The 15,489-nt window shown below is 63.8% G+C and carries 10 protein-coding genes and 5 tRNA genes; 2 read left to right on the forward strand and 13 right to left on the reverse strand.

Annotated features, from left to right (window positions below; translation table 11 throughout):
* The first annotated feature begins 203 nt into the window (after nt 1-203).
* Nucleotides 204-1,136 carry a glutamate racemase gene (locus ACOQFS_RS20690; RefSeq protein WP_421564698.1) on the forward strand — a complete coding sequence of 311 codons (933 nt, stop codon included), beginning with the start codon at nt 204-206 and terminating at the stop codon, nt 1,134-1,136.
* 84 nt (nt 1,137-1,220) lie between these two features.
* Here ACOQFS_RS20690 and ACOQFS_RS20695 read toward each other — a convergent pair whose 3' ends face one another.
* The 13 genes from ACOQFS_RS20695 to ACOQFS_RS20755 all read right to left on the reverse strand — a co-directional run bounded on the left by ACOQFS_RS20695 (nt 1,221) and on the right by ACOQFS_RS20755 (nt 14,049).
* The gene (locus ACOQFS_RS20695) at nt 1,221-1,751 is read right to left on the reverse strand and encodes a M48 family metallopeptidase (protein ID WP_421564699.1); all 531 of its coding nucleotides are present in this window, start codon (nt 1,749-1,751) and stop codon (nt 1,221-1,223) included.
* Nucleotides 1,752-1,871: 120 nt separating this feature from the next.
* Nucleotides 1,872-2,501: a DUF6806 family protein gene (locus ACOQFS_RS20700; protein ID WP_421564700.1), complete on the reverse strand. Its 630-nt coding sequence runs from the start codon at nt 2,499-2,501 to the stop codon at nt 1,872-1,874.
* A gap of 38 nt (nt 2,502-2,539) precedes the next feature.
* A tRNA-Leu gene (locus tag ACOQFS_RS20705) sits at nt 2,540-2,632 on the reverse strand.
* 143 nt (nt 2,633-2,775) lie between these two features.
* A tRNA-Gly gene (locus tag ACOQFS_RS20710) sits at nt 2,776-2,851 on the reverse strand.
* Between the two features lie 184 nt (nt 2,852-3,035).
* Nucleotides 3,036-3,109, reverse strand: a tRNA-Cys gene (locus tag ACOQFS_RS20715).
* 58 nt (nt 3,110-3,167) lie between these two features.
* Nucleotides 3,168-3,243: transfer RNA gene (locus ACOQFS_RS20720), tRNA-Gly, on the reverse strand.
* A gap of 87 nt (nt 3,244-3,330) precedes the next feature.
* Nucleotides 3,331-5,763: an endopeptidase La gene (gene lon / locus ACOQFS_RS20725; protein WP_421564701.1), complete on the reverse strand. Its 2,433-nt coding sequence runs from the start codon at nt 5,761-5,763 to the stop codon at nt 3,331-3,333.
* A gap of 233 nt (nt 5,764-5,996) precedes the next feature.
* Nucleotides 5,997-7,262: an ATP-dependent Clp protease ATP-binding subunit ClpX gene (gene clpX / locus ACOQFS_RS20730; protein WP_421564702.1), complete on the reverse strand. Its 1,266-nt coding sequence runs from the start codon at nt 7,260-7,262 to the stop codon at nt 5,997-5,999.
* 103 nt (nt 7,263-7,365) lie between these two features.
* Nucleotides 7,366-7,974, reverse strand: coding sequence for an ATP-dependent Clp endopeptidase proteolytic subunit ClpP (gene clpP, locus ACOQFS_RS20735; RefSeq protein ID WP_409830793.1), 609 nt, complete (start codon nt 7,972-7,974; stop codon nt 7,366-7,368).
* Nucleotides 7,975-8,106: 132 nt separating this feature from the next.
* Nucleotides 8,107-9,426, reverse strand: a complete 1,320-nt coding sequence (gene tig / locus ACOQFS_RS20740; RefSeq protein WP_421564703.1) for a trigger factor — start codon at nt 9,424-9,426, stop codon at nt 8,107-8,109.
* Nucleotides 9,427-9,500: 74 nt separating this feature from the next.
* A tRNA-Leu gene (locus ACOQFS_RS20745) sits at nt 9,501-9,587 on the reverse strand.
* A 93-nt stretch (nt 9,588-9,680) separates the two neighbouring features.
* Nucleotides 9,681-12,863 carry an efflux RND transporter permease subunit gene (locus tag ACOQFS_RS20750; protein WP_421564704.1) on the reverse strand — a complete coding sequence of 1,061 codons (3,183 nt, stop codon included), beginning with the start codon at nt 12,861-12,863 and terminating at the stop codon, nt 9,681-9,683.
* A gap of 10 nt (nt 12,864-12,873) precedes the next feature.
* The gene (locus tag ACOQFS_RS20755) at nt 12,874-14,049 is read right to left on the reverse strand and encodes an efflux RND transporter periplasmic adaptor subunit (protein WP_421564705.1); all 1,176 of its coding nucleotides are present in this window, start codon (nt 14,047-14,049) and stop codon (nt 12,874-12,876) included.
* 272 nt (nt 14,050-14,321) lie between these two features.
* On the opposite strand from ACOQFS_RS20755, the gene hpnC reads away from it, so the two are divergent.
* Nucleotides 14,322-15,161, forward strand: a complete 840-nt coding sequence (hpnC, locus tag ACOQFS_RS20760) for a squalene synthase HpnC (RefSeq protein ID WP_421564755.1) — start codon at nt 14,322-14,324, stop codon at nt 15,159-15,161.
* Nucleotides 15,162-15,489: the final 328 nt, after the last annotated feature.

Below are 15,489 nucleotides of genomic sequence, written 5' to 3' on the forward strand. Positions count from 1 at the left end.
TCTCCTGCGCCGCGCAGCGGCGTGGGCGCGACGGCCTGCGGACCCCAGCCCGTCGCCTGCCAGAAACACTGCCTGACCACTGCCAGCCTCCCTCACAGACCGCCTTCGGGCGGTTTTTTCTTGTGCCGCCCACCCCAGCAGGGCAAGGTGGTCTTCCCTACAATCCACGGTTTCGTCCAACTGCCAGAGCTTGGTTTCTCTCGATGCCGCAGGCCTCTTCCCCCATCGGTGTTTTTGACAGTGGCGTCGGTGGTCTGAGCGTGCTGCGTGCGCTACTGGCCGCCATGCCGAACGAACGTTTTGTGTACCTGGCCGACAGTGCGCACGCGCCCTACGGCGAACGGGGTGACAGCTATGTGGCTGCGCGCACGCATGCGATCACGCACTACCTGCGAGAGCAGCACGACGTCAAGGCGATGGTGGTGGCCTGCAACACGGCCACGGCAGCCGCCATCCACGAAGTGCGCAGCAGCCACCCCACGCTGCCCCTGGTGGGCCTGGAGCCGGCCATCAAACCAGCCCTGGCCGCCACAAAAACGGGCCACATCGGCGTGATCGGCACGCGCGGCACCTTGACCAGCGCAAAGTTCGGCAAGCTCATGGCCTCGCTGGACGGCCAGGCCCGCATGGTGGTGCAGCCCTGCGATGGCCTGGCCCACGCGATCGAACGCAGCGTGGCGCTGCCCGTGCCTTCGGCCGCAGGCACTCCCGAACCAATGGGTTGCAGCACAAACGCGCCGGACCTTGCAGACGCTACCGAAACGGCAGCGCTCTGCAAACGCTACATCACCGCCATGGGTGCATTCGGCACGGCCCCGGGCCAGATGGACACGCTGGTGCTGGGCTGCACGCATTACATCTTCGTTGCCCACGAACTGCGCGCGCTGGTGGGCCCCGAAGTGCAATTCATCGAAACCGGCGAAGCCGTGGCCCGGCAGACGCAGCGGGTTCTCAAAGCCGCAGGCCTGCTGAACACCGTTGAAGGCCCCCAGCCTCCGCAGTCTGCCAACGACGCGCCGGGCGCCCCGGTCACGGTGCAACTGCTCACCACCGGGCCGGTCGACATGCTCGCAGCGGCCGCACAGCGATGGCTGGGACTGCCCGCAGGCTGGTGCCAGTCGGTGCAGGTCCAATAATCCGAATAAAAATGGCCCTCAGCGCTTAATGGATAAGCGCCTGTAGCTATAATTTTAATAGCAACTCTTGATGCATGGGCGCACTCATGGCATCTCACCCGCCCACAGCCGCGCCCCTGTGTGCTCCACATGCGTCAGATACAGCCGCATGTCAAACTCATACTGGTGGTACTGCGGCTCCATGTGGGTGCACAGCTGGTAGAAAGCCTTGTCGTGGTCCTTCTCGCGCAGATGGGCGAGTTCATGAACGACGATCATGCGCAGAAACTCTTCCGGTGCCTGCTTGAACATCGCCGCAATGCGGATTTCATGCTTGGCCGCCAGCCGGCTGCCCTGCACCCGCGACACAGCCGTGTGCAGCCCCAAGGCGTGCCGCACCACGTGGATCTTGTTGTCGAACAGCACCTTGTTCACCGTGCCGGCGTTGCGCAGGTAGCGGGTTTTCAGCTCCTGCGCAAAGTCATACAGCGCCCTGTCACTGCGCACCGCGTGCGCCACGGGATACCTGCGCTGCAACATGTCGCCCAGCCGCCCTTGCGCCAGCAGCTCACGCGCCTGTTCCTGCAAGGCCTGCGGGTAAGAGCGCAGATAGGGAAGGTCTGAAGAAACCGTCATGGCCGAAGCGCGTTGGAAAACATCCCCTTAAGCCCCACGGCCATCGCTCGGGATCGAAGGGATGCCGGGCCCCGAGCTTTGGCCGATGGGCTCGGCCGTACAGCGACGCGGGGCGCGAAATCAGTGCAGGTGGCGCGGGCGGCGGCCACCACCGCCGTGCCCGGCACCCGGTCCACCGGGGCCGCGGGGCGGCTTGCCAATTTCGAGCGAATTGACCAGGGCATCAAACCGCTGGCTGAACAACTTGTCGATCTCGGCCACCACGCCACCGAGTTCGGCGCCGTCAAAATGGCGCTCCATCATGTTCACCACATCCTGCACGAGCAGATCCCGCTGCACCTGCATGATTGCGGCGGGCGTAGGGCCCACGAACAGCATCACGAAGTCGTCGCGCGACTCCGCGCCCTGCTCTTCTTCGTCCTCGTCAAAATCCGTGTCGTAGAAGGTGACTTCAAGGGCGGCGCCTTGTTCAGACAGCTCATTGAGGTTCATGCACATCTCATCGAGCGCCTGGCGGAAATCCTCGTCGCCCCGAACCGTCCAGCACACCTGCAGCAGATGCTCCTTGGAATCAAAGGTGATGCCTGGCTCTTCTTCGTAGGCGCTGCTTGCCCCCTCCACGAGCGACCGCGCACCGGCGTACTTCCACAGAGGCTTCAGCGCGTCCTGCAGCTGCTCGAAGCTGACATCGGCGCGCATGGGCACCTGGCCGTGGACGTGGATTTCGAAGGGAGGGTTGTAACTTGACATGTTTGAATCCTGGAGCCATTTTTCGAACAGGCTCTTCGTGGTGCCCCGAGCCGGGGTCGAACCGGCACGCCCCTTTTCAGGAAAGCGGCGGATTTTAAGTCCGCAGTGTCTACCAATTTCACCATCGGGGCGCCGGATGCCCAGCGCACACCTGCGCCGCAGCGTAACCCGGGCCGCGCATGCACGCAATGCCCTGTCGCATCTGTGGTCACAGGCCCTGCACATCCCTGCGCCACCAAGAAAAAAGGGAAGCCTGAGCTTCCCTTTGGAAATTTGGAGCGGGAAAAGAGTCTCGAACTCTCGACCTCAACCTTGGCAAGGTTGCGCTCTACCAACTGAGCTATTCCCGCATTTGCCTGCCTCACGATCCGTTACCGTCACGCGAATCAGCAAGCCTCAAATTATATCGCTGTTTTGAGCTCTTCCGGACAAAATTCAAAAAATCGTCCGCCAAAGCCCATCCAACCCACATCCCATCAACCTCCCGCGCATCGCCTGTTCTCATTCGCACAGCAAGGCAACCGCTGGGGTATCTGGAGGCGCGGTCCGGAGTCGAACCGGACTAACCGGATTTGCAATCCGGGGCATAACCGCTTTGCTACCGCGCCAGGAATTCACATTCCTCTGACAAAAAAGGGAAGCATCTGCTTCCCTTTTTTTGGAAATTGGAGCGGGAAAAGAGTCTCGAACTCTCGACCTCAACCTTGGCAAGGTTGCGCTCTACCAACTGAGCTATTCCCGCATTTTACCGGAGCCTCACATTGTACAACGTTTGCTGCGATGGAATGAATTGTAGCGCATTTTTTGGGGCTCCCCAGAAATTTTTGCATCAATGTTTGAGTCCATCGCCGGCCACGGCAGACACAGGCGACTTGTCGGGCGCGGGAGTTGCGACCACAGCCACTTCCTCGTCCGTCAAAGCCACAGGTTTGCTTTCGAGCGCCACTTCCAGCACCTTGTCGATCCAGCGAACGGGCACGATCTCCAGGCCGCTTTTCACGTTGTCGGGGATCTCCTGAAGATCCTTGACGTTTTCCTCAGGGATCAACACCGTCTTGATGCCCCCGCGCAGCGCGGCCAACAGCTTTTCCTTCAGGCCGCCGATCGCGGTGACTTCTCCGCGCAGGGTGATCTCGCCTGTCATGGCCACATCGCTGCGCACAGGGATGCCGGTGAGCGCCGACACAAATGCGGTGGTCATGGCGGCACCTGCACTGGGGCCATCTTTGGGGGTCGCACCATCGGGCACGTGAATGTGGATGTCGCGCTTCTCGAACGCTTCGTCTTTGATGCCCAGAATGCGCGAGCGGCTGCGCACGACCGTGCGAGCAGCCTCCACCGACTCCTTCATCACGTCGCCCAGCGAGCCCGTGCGCGTGATCACGCCCTTGCCAGGCATCGCAGCGGCTTCGATGGTCAGCAGGTCGCCCCCCACTTCGGTCCACGCGAGCCCCACCACCTGCCCCACCTGGTTTTGTGCTTCAGCCCGTCCATAGGTGTACTTGCGCACACCCAGGAAATCCGGCAGGTTGTCCGCAGTCACAACCACCTGGGGTGTGAGCTTCTTGAGCTGCAGGCCCTTGACCACCTTGCGGCAGATCTTGGAGAGTTCTCGCTCCAGCGAGCGCACCCCCGCTTCGCGCGTGTAGTAACGCACCATGTCACGAACGGCGGCTTCGGTGATGAGCAGTTCCTCTTCCTTCACGCCGTTGTTCTTGAGCTGCTTGGGCAGCAGGTACTTCATGGCGATGTTGGTCTTCTCGTCCTCGGTGTAGCCAGACAGCCGAATGACCTCCATGCGATCCAGCAACGCTGGTGGAATGCTCATCGAATTCGACGTGGCGACGAACATCACGTCGGACAGATCAAAGTCGACTTCCACATAGTGGTCGCCAAAGGTGTGGTTTTGCTCGGGGTCCAGCACCTCCAGCAACGCACTGGACGGGTCGCCACGGAAATCTGTGCCCAGCTTGTCAATTTCGTCGAGCAGGAACAAGGGATTGCGCGTGCCCACCTTCGACAGGCTCTGCAGCACCTTGCCCGGTAGCGCGCCGATGTAGGTGCGACGGTGCCCGCGGATCTCGGCCTCGTCGCGCATGCCGCCCAGTGCCATGCGCACGTACTTGCGGCCCGTCGCCTTGGCAATCGATTGCCCGAGCGAGGTCTTGCCCACGCCTGGCGGCCCGACCAGGCACAAGATGGGCGCCTTGACCTTGTCCACGCGCTGCTGCACAGCAAGATATTCAAGAATGCGGTCCTTGACCTTGTCGAGGCCGTAGTGATCCTCGTTGAGCACGCCCTCGGCATTGATGAGGTCGTGCTTGATCTTGGTTTTCTTGCTCCAGGGCAGGCCGGTGAGCACGTCGATGTAGTTGCGCACGACCGTCGCCTCGGCCGACATGGGCGACATGAGCTTGAGCTTCTTGAGCTCGGCATCGGCCTTCTTGCGCGCTTCGGCGGGCATCTTCGCGAGCTTGATCTTCTTCTCGATCTCCTCGATGTCCGCACCCTCGTCGCCCTCGCCGAGCTCCTTCTGGATGGCCTTGACCTGCTCGTTCAGGTAGAAGTCGCGCTGGTTCTTCTCCATCTGGCGCTTCACTCGGCCACGGATCTTCTTGTCGACGTTGAGAATGTCGACTTCACGATCGAGCTGTTCAAACAGGTTTTCCAGGCGCGCCTTCACGTCCGAGAGATCCAGCACCACCTGCTTGTTCTCGAGCTTGAGGGGCAGGTGTGCGGCAATCGTGTCCGCCAGGCGGCCCGGGTCGTCAATGCTGGAAATGGACGTCAGGATCTCAGGCGGAATTTTCTTGTTGAGCTTGACGTACTGGTCGAACTGCTGCATCACCGCACGGCGAAGCGCTTCGATCTCGCTGGGCTTGTTGGCCTCTGCATTCACTTCGACCGGCGTCACCGTGGCGGTGAAATGGGTTTCGGCATCCTCGATGGACGTGACGACAGCGCGCTGCTGCCCTTCTACGAGCACCTTCACGGTACCATCAGGCAGCTTGAGCATCTGCAGGATGGTGGACACGCAGCCCACATCAAACATGTCAGAGACCGAGGGCTCATCCTTGGCTGCCGCCTTCTGGGCCACCAGCATGATGCGGCGATCGGCCTCCATGGCCATCTCGAGCGCCTTGATGCTCTTGGGGCGGCCGACAAAAAGCGGGATCACCATGTGGGGGAAGACCACCACATCGCGCAAGGGCAGCAGGGGCAGATCGATGGGGGTGGCTGGCAGGGGGGTATGTCCGGACATGGAAATCCTCAAAGTGCTCTGTGGACATGAGTCCACTTGTGGGGATTTTCAACCCTCGCACGCAGCCGTACTGGCGCCAGGGTTGATGGTTCAGGGGGCGACAACAGGGCGCCCACTCCGGTCATTCAGAAGGTGCGAATGAACCCACTGTGGCCGAGCTCGCCGCAGGCGCAACGCCGAGCGGGTGCGATTTTTGCGGGACGAGCGGGCATGGCGGGTTTTTTCACAACTTCTCAAGCCTTCTTGGCGGCTTCTCGATAGACGAGCAATGGCGCCTTGTTTTCTTCGATGGTGGATTCGTCCACCACCACCTTCTCGACGTTGCTGGTGTTGGGGAGATCGAACATGGTGCCAATCAGCGACTGCTCCAGAATGGAACGCAGCCCGCGGGCTCCCGTCTTGCGGGCCAGGGCCTTGCGGGCGATGGCCTTCAGCGCCGCAGGGCGAATCTCCAGGTCCACACCTTCCATCGACAAGAGCTTGCTGTACTGCTTGACAAGCGCATTCTTGGGCTCGGTGAGGATCTGCACCAGCGCGTCTTCGCTCAGCTCTGCCAGCGCTGTCACCACGGGCATGCGCCCCACCAGCTCGGGGATGATGCCGAACTTGATCAGGTCTTCGGGTTCGATCTCGGTGAACACCTCGGTCAGCGAGCGCTGCTTCTTACTCTTGACCGACGCACCAAAGCCGATGCCAGAAGCCTCGGTGCGGTTCTCGATCACCTTCTCCAGGCCCGCAAACGCTCCGCCGCAGATGAACAGGATATTGGTCGTGTCGATCTGCAGGAAGTCCTGATTCGGATGCTTGCGCCCGCCCTGGGGAGGCACGCTGGCCATCGTGCCTTCAATGAGCTTGAGCAGCGCCTGCTGCACGCCTTCGCCGGACACATCGCGCGTGATCGACGGGTTGTCGGACTTGCGAGAGATCTTGTCGATCTCGTCGATATACACAATCCCGCGTTGAGCGCGCTCGACCTCGTAGTTGCAGCTTTGCAGCAGCTTCTGCACGATGTTTTCCACGTCCTCGCCCACATAGCCAGCCTCGGTCAGCGTGGTGGCGTCGGCCATCACAAAAGGCACGTCCAGCATGCGCGCCAGGGTCTGGGCCAACAAGGTCTTGCCCGATCCCGTGGGGCCGATCAGCAAGATGTTGCTCTTCGACAGCTCCACATCGTCCTTCGGCGCCTTGTCCTTGTGGCGCAGGCGCTTGTAGTGGTTGTAGACGGCCACTGCCAGCGTGCGCTTGGCCACATCCTGGCCGATGACGTAGTTGTCGAGGTTGGCCTTGATCTCGGCCGGCGTGGGAAGGTCGCGCTTGCCCTCCCGCGACGTGTCACTGGCAGGCAGTTCGTCGCGGATGATTTCGTTGCACAGGTCAATGCACTCGTCGCAGATAAAGACCGACGGGCCAGCGATCAGCTTCTTCACTTCGTGCTGGCTTTTGCCGCAGAAAGAGCAGTAAAGGGTTTTTTCGCTGGAAGAGCCTTTTTTCTCGGCCATGGGGGCAATGCCTTGTTACGTACGGAAAGTTGTCGGGATGATAACCAAATAAAAAACGGCGTCTTCCCTCAGGGAAAACGCCGCCGCGCGACCCCGGGAGTGCTCAGGAACGCTTGCTGATCACCTGGTCCACCAGGCCGTATTCCTTGCTTTCGTCGGCCGACAGGAAGTAGTCGCGCTCGGTGTCGCGCTGGATTTTCTCCAGCGGCTGGCCCGTGCGCTCGGCGAGGATCTTGTTGAGTTGCTCGCGGGTCTTGAGGATCTCGCGCGCGTGGATCTCGATCTCGGTCGCCTGACCCTGCATGCCGCCCAGGGGCTGGTGAATCATGACCTTGGAGTTGGGCAGCGCAAACCGCTTGCCCTTGGCCCCTGCAGCCAGCAAAAACGCACCCATGCTGGCGGCCATGCCGGTGCACAGGGTCGAAACGTCTGGCTTGATGAAGTTCATGGTGTCGAAAATGGCCATGCCGGCGCTGACCGATCCACCGGGGGAATTGATATAGAACGAAATGTCCTTCTCGGGGTTTTCGCTCTCCAGGAACAGCAGCTGCGCCACCACCAGGTTGGCCGTCTGGTCGTTGACCGGGCCGACCAGAAAGATCACCCGCTCCTTGAGCAGGCGCGAATAGATGTCATACGACCGCTCGCCGCGGCCGGACTGCTCGATGACCATGGGGACCATGCCCAGGCCTTGTGTTTCCAATGCACTCATGTATTCCTCCAGACAAGCAGGTACTGTACCCAGAAATGAATTGGGGCTTGCGCATCAAAGCACAAGCCCCTCGTCAGCATCGCATCTGCCAGAAACAGCGCCATTTGCAGCGCTGCAACCGGCAGAGGCTCATCAGCCTTGTTGCTGCTGCGCCATCAGTTCGTCGAAAGAAACGGCCTTCTCGACGACCTTGGCCTTGCTCAGCACGAAGTCGGTCACGTTGTTTTCAATCACCACGGCCTCGACTTCGGCCAGACGCTGGCGGTCGCCGAAATACCAGCGCACGACGTCTTCAGGTTTTTCGTAGCTGGCGGCCAGGTCATCGATGTGGGCCTTGAGCTGCTCGGGCTTGGCCTGCAGTTCGTTGGCACGCACCAGCTCGGCCACCACCAGGCCCAGGCGCACGCGGCGCTCGGCCTGCGGGCGGAACACGTCTTCAGGAATCTCGGCCTTGTCGGCATCCTTGATGCCGCGCTGCTTCAGCTCGGCGCGGGCGCCTTCCATCAGGCGGGCGATCTCGGCCTGCACGCTGGCATTGGGCAGGTCCAGTTCGGCCTTGGCCACCAGCGCGTCCATCACGGCGGCCTTGTTGCGCGACAGCAGGCGGAACTTGACTTCACGCTCCAGGTTCTTCTTGATGTCGGCGCGCAGGCCTTCCACGGAACCGTCGGCGATGCCCAGCGACTTGGCCAGGGCGTCGCTCACTTCGGGCAGGTGGGCCGCTTCGATCTTCTTGACCGTCACCAGGAAGTCGGCGGTCTTGCCGGCCACTTCCTTGCCGTGGTATTCCGCAGGGAACGCCAGCGGGAAGGTCTTGCTTTCGCCCGACTTCATGCCGCGCACGGCGTCTTCGAATTCCTTGAGCATCTGGCCTTCGCCGACCAGGAACTGGAAGTCTTCGGCCTTGCCGCCGTCAAACGGCTCGCCGTCGATCTTGCCTTCGAAGTCCACGGTCACACGATCGCCGTCTTCGGCGGCAGCGCCCTGGGCGCGCTGGGCGAAGCTGCGGCGCTGCTTGCGCAGGATGTCCACGGTCTTGTCGATGGCGGAGTCGGTCACTTCGGCCGACAGCTTCTCGATTTCTGCACCGGCGAGGTCGCCGATCTTGACTTCGGGGAACACTTCGAAGACGGCGTCGAAGGTGACCTGGCCTTCAGGGGCGCCTTCCTTCTCGGTGATGCGGGGCTGGCCGGCCACACGCAGGTTGGCTTCGTTGGCCGCCGTGGCGAAGGCTTCGCCCACCTTGTCGTTCAGCACTTCGTACTGCACCGAATAGCCATAGCGCTGGGCGACCACGTTCATGGGCACCTTGCCGGGACGGAAGCCGTCCATCTTCACGGTGCGGGCCAGGCGCTTGAGGCGCGTGTCCACTTCGGACTGGATCAGGGTGACAGGCAGGCTCAGCGTGATCTTGCGCTCGAGCTTTTCAAGGGTTTCAACAGTAACGGCCATGGCTATTCCTCTTATGGATGTGGATCGTGCTGGCTGCAGCGCAGCAGCGCCGTGTTCCGCAAAGTCTCACTGGGTGGTGCGCGGGGGGGGACTCGAACCCCCACACCATTGCTGGCGTCAGGACCTAAACCTGGTGCGTCTACCAATTTCGCCACCCGCGCGGTTCTACAAACAAACAGGCGGCAACCCTTCAGCTGCCGCCTGCATGAAATCGGTCAACCTTCTATTTTACCCTGATGCGGAGAGGGTGGGAATCAAACCCCTTGCAGGTTGCCCGGCGTGGACCGCTTCACGCGGAACCAGGCCGCGTACATCGCGGGCAGCGCCAGCAGCGTCAGCACGGTCGCCACAATCAGGCCGCCCATGATGGCCACGGCCATCGGGCCCCAGAACACGCTGCGCGACAGCGGGATCATGGCCAGCACTGCCGCCGCCGCCGTGAGCACGATGGGGCGCAAGCGGCGCACAGCCGATTCGACGATAGCGTCCCACGCGGGCACGCCGCGTGCGCGGTCCTGTTCGATCTGGTCGATCAGGATCACGGAGTTGCGCTGGATCATGCCCATCAGCGCAATCACGCCCAGCAGCGCCACGAACCCGAAGGGCCGGTTCAGCACCAGCAGCGCCGCCGCCACCCCTGCCAGGCCCAGCGGACCGGTCAGGAAGACAAGCATCGCGCGGCTGAAGCTGTGCAGCTGCAGCATGAGCAGCGTGAACGTGATGAACAGCATCACCGGCAGGCCCGCCGCGATCGAAGCCGAGCCCTTGGAGCTCTCCTCCACCGCGCCCGCCACCTCGATGCGGTAGGCGCCCTGCCCTGCCGCGCGCCATTTCGCCTCGATCTCCCTGAGCCCCGGCAACAGCGCCGCCGTCACGGTGGCGCCCTGCAGGCCTTCGGTCACGTCGCCCTGCACCGTGATCGCGTAGTCGCGGTTCTCGCGCCACATCACGCCCGGCTCCCAGGTGAATACGGGTTTCGCGATCTGCGTGAGCGGGATCGACTTGCCCGAAGCCGTGGGCAGGTAGGCATTGGCGATGTCGGTGATGGCGTTGCGCTCGTCCAGCGGCTGGCGCAGCACGATGTCGATGAGCTTGTCGCCGTCGCGGAACTGGCCTACCTGCATGCCCGAGAGGATGGTCCGGGACGCCTGCGCGATCGACTGGCTGGTCACGCCCAGCGCGCGCGCCTTGGCCTGGTCTACCTCCAGGCGCAGCACTTTGACGGATTCGTTCCAGTTGTCATTCACGCCGCGCATGTCGGGGTTCTGGCGCAGCTGGGCCTTCACCTCATCGGCACGCTCGCGCAGCACCTGCGGGTCGGGGCCCACCACGCGGAACTGCACCGGGTACGGCACGGGCGGCCCATTGGGCAACAGCTTGACGCGGCCGCGCACCTCGGGGAACTCTTCGGCCAGCAGCGCCGGCAGCTTTACGCGCAGCGATTCACGCAGCTTCAGGTCTTGCGGCAACACGATGAACTGCGACACGTTGCTTTGCGGGAACACCTGATCGAGCGGCAGGTAGAAACGCGGCACGCCCGAGCCCACCCAGGTGCTCACGGCCGTCACGCCGGGCTCGGCCATGAGGCGCTGTTCCACCCGCTTGGTGACTTCTTCGTTGCCCGCAAACGACGTGCCCTCAGGGAACCAGATGTCCACCAGAATCTCGGGTCGGCTCGAATCGGGGAAGAACTGCTGCTGCACCTGCCCCATGCCCACGATGCCCAGCACGAAAGTGAGGATGGTGGCGCCGATGGTGAGCCAGCGGTGCGCCACGCACCAGTTCACCAGCCGGCGGAAGGTGCGGTAGAACGGGCTGTCGAACACCTCATGCGCGCCCTCGCCCACGCCGTGGTGCTCCTGCGCATGCATCACGTGCGCGGGCCGCTTGAGCAGCAGCGTCCCGAGGTAGGGCACGAAGTACACCGACACGATCCAGCTCAGCACCAGTGCAATCACCGTCACGGCAAAGATTGCAAAGGTGTATTCGCCCGTGGTCGATTTCGCCAGGCCGATCGGTAGAAAACCCGCCGCGGTGATCAGCGTGCCCGTGAGCATGGGCATGGCCGTGATCTCGTAGGCAAAGGTTGCGGCACGCACCTTGTCATAGCCCTCTTCGAGCTTGAGCACCATCATCTCCACGGCAATGATGGCGTCGTCCACCAGCAGGCCGAGCGCAATGATCAGCGAGCCCAGCGAGATCTTGTGCAGGCCGATGCCCCAGTACCACATGGCCAGAAAGGTGACGGCCAGCACCAGCGGAATGGTGATGCCCACCACCAGCCCAGGGCGCGGGTCGATGTACCAGCGCTTCCACAGCGGGTGGTTGCCGGGCCGCCGGTGAAAGCCCAGGCTGATGAAGCTCACCGCCAGCACGATGACCACGGCCTCGATCAATACCTTGACAAACTCGTTCACCGAAGTGGACACGGCCTGGGGCTGGTCCTGCACATTCACCAGCTTCACGCCTGCGGGCAGCGTTCTGTCGATGCGGTCGGTGGCTTCGTGCAGCGCCTTGCCCAGGCGGATGATGTCCCCGCCCTTGGCCATGGAGACACCCAGCGCGATCACCTCGCGCCCCTGGTGGCGCACTTTCACCGTGGCCGGGTCCACATAGCCGCGCTTTACTTCGGCGATGTCCGACAGGCGCAGCTGCGCGCCCGAAGGCCCGCGTATGGGCATGGCCGCCAGGTCTTGCACCGCGTTGAACTGGCCCTGCACGCGCACCTGCACCTGGTCCCGCGGCGTCTGGATGGCACCGGCACTTTCCACCGCGTTCTGCTGGCCCAGTTGGGCCAGCACCTGGTTCATGTCCAGGCCCAGCTGGGCCAGGCGCTTTTGCGAGATCTCGATGAAGACCTTCTCGTCCTGCACGCCAAACAACTCGACCTTGGCCACGTCCGGCACACGCAGCAGCTGCTGGCGCACGTCGTCGGCAAACTGCTTCAGCTCGGCATAGCTGAAGCCTTCCGATTCCAGCGCATAGATCACGCCATACACATCACCGAAGTCGTCGTTGAAAAACGGCCCCTGGATGCCCTGCGGCAGGGTGTAGCGCATGTCGCCCACCTTCTTGCGAACCGTGTACCAGACGTTGGCCACGTCGCCAGGCTTGGACGAATCCTTGATCTGGAAAATGATCTGCGACTCGCCGGGCTTCGAATAGCTGCGGATCTTGTCGGCATAGGGCACCTCCTGCAGCGTGCGCTCGAGCTTGTCGGTGACCTGCTCGGCCACCTGTTGCGCCGTGGCGCCTGGCCAATAGGTGCGCACCACCATCGCGCGGAAGGTGAAGGGCGGGTCCTCGTCCTGGCCCAGCTGGAAATACGCCGCAAAGCCCAGCAGCATCAGCACCACCATCAGATAGCGCGTCAGCGCCGGGTGGTCGAGCGCCCATTTGGAGAGGTTGAACCCCTCTTTGGGTTGTTGTTGTGTCATGGGGCGCCCCTCAGTTGGCCGCCGAGGCCGAAGATGCTACTGATTCAGGAGCTTTCTGCGCTTGACTGGCAGGCGCTGCAGCCGTTTTTGGCTGATAGACCAACACCTTCTGCCCCGGCGACAGCACATGCACGCCCGTGGCCACCACCTGCATGCCGGGCGCCAGGCCCGACGCCACCACCGCTTCATTGCCATCGGCCGTGGCGATCTGCACGGTCTGGGACTTCACGGTGCTGGTGGCGGGGTCGAACACCCACACCGCCGTGGCCTGCCCTTCCCGGCGCAGCGCAGTCGTGGGCAGCTTGATGGCCGGGATGCCTGCGTGGCTCAGCGCCTTGGGGGTGGCATACACGGTGGCGCCCAGCGGCGGCAGCTGTTCGCCGTCGATGGCCACCTTGACCTGGAAGGTCCGGGTGGCCGCGTCGGCGCTGGCCGCCACTTCGCGCACGGTGCCGGTCATCGGCGCCCCGCCCGACCAGCCGCGCACCGCCACTTCCGATCCCACCTCAAGCTGCGCCAGCTTGTCTTCCGGCACCGCAAAGACCACGTCGCGCGGGCCGTCCTGGGCGATGCGCACCACCGGCGAGCCGGCGGCCACCACCTGACCCGGCTCGGCGTCGATGCCCGTCACCACGCCGGCCGCGTCCGCCACCAGCGTGGTGTAGGCCGCCTGGTTGCCCTGCGACGACAGCTGCGCGCGGGCCTGGTCCAGCGTGGCCTGCGCGGCCTTGAGCGAGGCTTCGCGGCGCTCCAGCTCGGCCCCGCTGATGAAATTCTGGTCCTTCAGCACCTGATAGCGCTTGAGGTCCGCAGCCGCCAGGTCGCGCTGCGTGGTGGCCGATGCCAGCTGCGCACGCGCCGCGTCGGCCGCCAGCTGGTAGTCGCGGGGGTCGAGCTGCGCCAGCACCTGTCCCGCCTTCACCGGCTGGCCCAGCTCGGCCTGGCGCTTGACGATCTTGCCCGCCACCCGAAAGCCCAGGCGCGACTCCACCCGCGCGCGCACCTCGCCCGCATATTCCAGGCTGGACTGCAGCGGTGCGACGCCCACGGTGAGCAGCTTGACGGAGCGCACGGGCTCCGGCGGCGGCTCGGGGCGCGAACAGGCGGCCAGCACTGCCGCAGTGGCCAGCAACAGCAGTGTGCGCGAAGGCCGTTGAAGGGGCCGCAAGGCTGTGGGTATGCGCATGGGAGATCCGGTGATGAAAAGGGAAAAGGGAATCACGGCGCAACGCCCAGGGTGGGCCTCCTGGCCTGCGCCGAACTTTGAAAACCGGGCCAGCCCCTTGTCCCGGGTGCAGGGTTATCGTTGTTTACTGACTGACCGGTTAGTAATCTATGAGAACACGCCCCGTGTTGTCAAGCGACAATCCCGGGGTGAACGACCTTCCCCGCACCTCTTCGCCGCGCGCCGCAACTTCCGCGCCACAGTCTCCCAGCCCGGCCTCCGTCAACGCCGCCATGCAGGCCGCCCCCGTCACGCACTATGAGAATTTTCCGGTCGCCTCGGTGCTGTGCCCGCCGCACCTGCGCCAGCCCATTGCGGCCATCTATGCGTTTGCGCGCACGGCCGACGACATTGCCGACGAAGGCGACGCGCCGCCAGCCGCCCGCCTCGCGGATCTGGCGGCCTACCACGCCGACCTGATGGCGGCTGCTTCCGGCCAGCCGCCCTCGCCCCGCTGGGCGGACGTCTTTGTGCCGCTGCAGGCCGTGCTGCACAGCCATCGGCTGCCGGTGGCGCTGCTGGCCGATCTGCTGAGCGCGTTTGCGCAGGATGTGGAGAAGACCCGCGACGGCGAGGGCTATGCCGAACGCGACGAACTGCTCGACTACTGCCGCCGCTCGGCCAACCCCGTGGGCCGCCTGCTGCTGCACCTGTATGGCGTGACCGATGCGAAGGCCTTGGCGCAAAGCGACGCCATCTGCACTGCGCTGCAGCTCATCAACTTCTGGCAAGACCTGTCCGTCGACATCCCACGGGGCCGCCACTACCTGCCGCGCGGCGACTGCGCAGCGCACGGCGCCTGCCAGGCCGAGCTGCTGGCGCTCAAAAGCACGCCCGAGAACGCCCGCCTCATCCAGGACTGCGCGCACTGGGCGCGCGCCATGATGCAAAGCGGCGCCCCGCTGGCGCGCCGCCTGCCCGGCCGCGCCGGCTGGGAGCTGCGGCTGGTGGTGCAGGGCGGCCTGCGCATCCTCGACAAGGTCGACGCCCTCAAGGGCGGCAGCCTGCACACCCGCCCGCGCCTGCACGCGTGGGACTGGCTGGTGATGGCGGGCCGGGCGCTGGTCCGCTGAACCCAGCGCATCGGCCGCGCGCCAGAAGAAAGATTCATGGGCCGCAAGCTGCGCTGCCGGGGTGGCCGCAGCCTGCCCAACTTTGAACAAAAACAGTCTTCAGCGCTTATCCATCAAGCACTTCAAGCTATTACATTAATAGCAAACATCCGCAAAGCCACCAGCCCGCCCCGGCCCGCGCGCCGCGCCGGGCAGGGATAGCGAGCATGCCGCCGCGGCCGCGCGCGGTTAGCCTGCACACACCGACGGGGAACACTCGAAGTCGCCCGAGCGTGGCGCCGGCGCCGTCGCACACCCCTGCCCACCCCCCACCCGCCGGGGCCTGCGC

Origin of the sequence: Paracidovorax sp. MALMAid1276, assembly GCF_049198005.1 — a bacterium.
Classification (GTDB): domain Bacteria; phylum Pseudomonadota; class Gammaproteobacteria; order Burkholderiales; family Burkholderiaceae_C; genus Acidovorax.

Coding starts and splice junctions, on each gene's coding strand:
- clpX (WP_421564702.1), bottom strand. CDS start 7,262: ATGGCCGAGAAAAAAGGCTCTTCCAGCGAAAAAACCCTTTACTGCTCT.
- hpnC (WP_421564755.1), top strand. CDS start 14,322: ATGCAGGCCGCCCCCGTCACGCACTATGAGAATTTTCCGGTCGCCTCG.
- clpP (WP_409830793.1), bottom strand. CDS start 7,974: ATGAGTGCATTGGAAACACAAGGCCTGGGCATGGTCCCCATGGTCATC.
- lon (WP_421564701.1), bottom strand. CDS start 5,763: ATGTCCGGACATACCCCCCTGCCAGCCACCCCCATCGATCTGCCCCTG.
- tig (WP_421564703.1), bottom strand. CDS start 9,426: ATGGCCGTTACTGTTGAAACCCTTGAAAAGCTCGAGCGCAAGATCACG.
- ACOQFS_RS20750 (WP_421564704.1), bottom strand. CDS start 12,863: ATGACACAACAACAACCCAAAGAGGGGTTCAACCTCTCCAAATGGGCG.
- ACOQFS_RS20700 (WP_421564700.1), bottom strand. CDS start 2,501: ATGTCAAGTTACAACCCTCCCTTCGAAATCCACGTCCACGGCCAGGTG.
- ACOQFS_RS20755 (WP_421564705.1), bottom strand. CDS start 14,049: ATGCGCATACCCACAGCCTTGCGGCCCCTTCAACGGCCTTCGCGCACA.
- ACOQFS_RS20690 (WP_421564698.1), top strand. CDS start 204: ATGCCGCAGGCCTCTTCCCCCATCGGTGTTTTTGACAGTGGCGTCGGT.
- ACOQFS_RS20695 (WP_421564699.1), bottom strand. CDS start 1,751: ATGACGGTTTCTTCAGACCTTCCCTATCTGCGCTCTTACCCGCAGGCC.